The sequence below is a fragment of the Cupriavidus sp. 01L43 genome (assembly GCF_056399925.1).
Window position 1 is genome coordinate 1 of sequence record NZ_JBFTSH010000034.1, and the last position, 2,892, is coordinate 2,892.

General features: G+C 62.9%; 2 protein-coding genes. Both read left to right on the forward strand.

What is annotated here, in order from left to right; translation table 11 throughout:
* The coding region (locus AC1DP9_RS27555; RefSeq protein ID WP_477109054.1) for a type VI secretion system Vgr family protein at positions 1-1,875 on the forward strand (1,875 nt) is incomplete at its 5' end.
* Entirely contained in the window at positions 1,872-2,723 is an 852-nt protein-coding gene (locus AC1DP9_RS27560) for a DUF4123 domain-containing protein (protein WP_477109055.1), read from the forward strand. The genes AC1DP9_RS27555 and AC1DP9_RS27560, both read left to right, overlap by 4 nt.
* Positions 2,724-2,892: the final 169 nt, after the last annotated feature.

Below are 2,892 nucleotides of genomic sequence, written 5' to 3' on the forward strand. Positions count from 1 at the left end.
AAGTATCCGCAGCTTGCGTTCCGCATGCAGTATCGGATGTCCGACTGGGACTACATCCGGCTGCTGATGGAGCAATCCGGCATCTATTCCTATTTCACCCCGGGCAAGTTTGGCGAGATGATCGTCTTCGGTGACGACATCGACCATTACCTCTACCAGCCGGAACTGCGGGTGCCGTACCGGGAGACGGCGGGGCTGGAGTCCGGGCAGGAAACGGTGTTCGCGCTCAAGACCCATGCGAAGACCATCCCAGCATCGTTCCGGGTGGCGGACTTCAACCCCGACAAGGCCTGGGAACGACCTACCGGCGACGCCAACGTCGCACGCAAGGAGAAGACGACCTACGGCGAGTCCTATGTCTACGGTGCCCATCACCTCGACTTCGACGACGCCAAATGGGAGGCGCAGCTGCGCCATGAGGCAAAGGTTGCCGAACAACTGGTCTACGCCGGCGAGAGCAACGTGCTGGCGCTCTGCCCGGCGCGTATCCTGCGCATGGACCTGGCCCTGCCCGACGCGCCCAATGGCCAGGTTATCACCGAGGTCATCCACACCGGCGCCCGCGACGCCGCCTATCGCAACACGTACCGGGCGATTCCTTCCGACCGGCGCTTCCGGCTGCCGATGGACGAGGCGAAATGGCCGCGCATTTCCGGCACGCTGAGCGCGCGTGTCACATCGCCGGGTGAATACAAATACGCCTACCTGACCCAGCACGGCCACTACATCGTGCGCTTCGATTTCGACTTCGACGCATGGCCCAAGGGCGGCGAAAGCGTGCCGCTGGCGCTGGCCAAGCCGTTCGCGGGCGCGCGGCAGACCGGTTTCCATTTCCCGCTGGTGGACGGCACCTACGTGGACGTCGCTTTCCGTGACGGCAATCCCAACAAGCCCTACATCGCACACGTGCAGCACAACAGCCAGCACACGGACCTGATCACCAACCAGGACCGCTGGCTCTCGCGCAACGTGATTCGTACGCAGAGCAATAACAAGCTGCGCTTCGAGGACTGGGAGGGACAGGAGGGGATCAAGCTTTCCACCGAGTATGCGGGCAAGAGCCAGTTGAACCTTGGGTGTTTGGTGGATAGCAAGAGGAAGAAGCGCGGGGATGGCTTCGAGCTTCGCACGTCAGGTTGGGGGGCGATACGGGGTGGAAAGGGCTTGCTGCTGTCAACCGATGACCAACCGAAGGCAAGTGGGGCGCAACTCGACATACAGGAGGCGATGAAGCGCCTTGGCGACGCGCAAGCCCGTATCGAGGGACTGGCGCAGGCCGCGCAGATTGCCCAGGCGGATGCCGCCGACGCGAAGGCGATGCAGGAGGTGCTCCAGACCCAGATCAAGGATCTGCAGCAGGCGGTCATGCTGCTTTCCGCCAACGCCACCATCGCCATGGTCACCCCCGACGCGATCCTGCAAAGCGCCGGCACCGACCTGACGATGACGGCGGGCGCGAATGCCGATGTGGGTGCGCTGCGCCGATTCACGGTGGCAGCAGGCGAATCCATCTCGCTGTTTGCGCAGAAGATGGGCATCAAGTTGTTCGCAAGCAAGGGAAAAGTCCAGATCCAGGCGCAACACGACGAGATGGAACTCGTCTCCCAGCAGAACATGACGATCAGCAGCAGCGAGGGGCACGTCGTGCTGCAGGCGAGGAAGTCCGTCACGCTGACCGACGGCGGCGGCGCCTACATCAAGCTGGAGAACGGCAACGTGACGATCGCCTCGCCAGCGCAGGTGACCATCAAGATGGCCAACTTCAAGTGGGACGGCCCCGATAGCATCGCCGGAAAGTTTCCTGGGTTTTCCGCATGTAGTAAATCGGCCGACGCCGCTGCGGGAGCGGGTGAGAACAGTGTGGCCTTGACATGACGACCCCCAACCAGACCATGCCGCCTTCGGCCGGCGCAATTTCCACATGCCAGCCGCCCTCACTTTTCCATGGTGGATACCTGTTGCTCGACCCCGGCGCGTTTCGCGCCACCGAAGAGCTGACTCCGCTCCACGGACGTGTCTGCGTTCCGACTAACTGGAGCGGCGATCTCACCGGCTTGCCGATGCTGATAGATCTGCGCCAGTGTGGTGAACGGCAAGTGCAGTGGCTGGAATCCATCGTGGGCGAAGAGTACGAAGCTCAACAGCTTGAGCCGCTGTCGCGACCGCGCATCTGTGCGCATCTCAAGGCGCCCGTTCCCGTAGATGCGCTCGCGTCTCACCTGGCGAATCAGATGCTCGTGCTGCCGATCGACAAGACTCGCAATCGGTCTGGGCAGGGGGCGCTATGGCGATTCTTTGATCCTCGGGTGTTCGCCAATCTTTGTTGGCTGCTGAATCCGGACCAACTGGCGGTATTGCTCGCGCCGGTCTCGACATGGGCGTTCCCATGGTTTGGCAACTGGTTTGCCATCGACATGGCGGCGAATGGCGGGTCTACGCTAGACGAGATCCCGCAAGAACGGATCGCCGGGTTCACGCCCATCGAGATCGACCTATGGGCGCGCGCCCAGCGCATCGCCCTGGTCAACCAGGTCCTCGCACGCCTGGCTTTGCCGCGAGACCTCTCCTGGGCGCAGCGTGCGGCGCAAGCGATGCGCATTGAGCCGGACCTCGCCGTCATGCTGACGCCCGAGGACTACGACCACCTGGCCCAGCGGCACGCGATGATCACCGAGCCCCTGCCGCCAGCCGATACCTCGAACACTCGAACCTTGGGGACCTGACGTCTATGGCCATCGAAAAAACATGCGGCTACTGCGACAAGCGTGGCCTGCTCATCCTGCCCGTGCGCTATGCGATAGCACCCATCGACATGGGGCTACCGGCGGTCACCGCGCCACTGAAGGTGGAAGACACCGCCCGTAGCGTCGGCAAAGGCCAGAAGCAGGACCT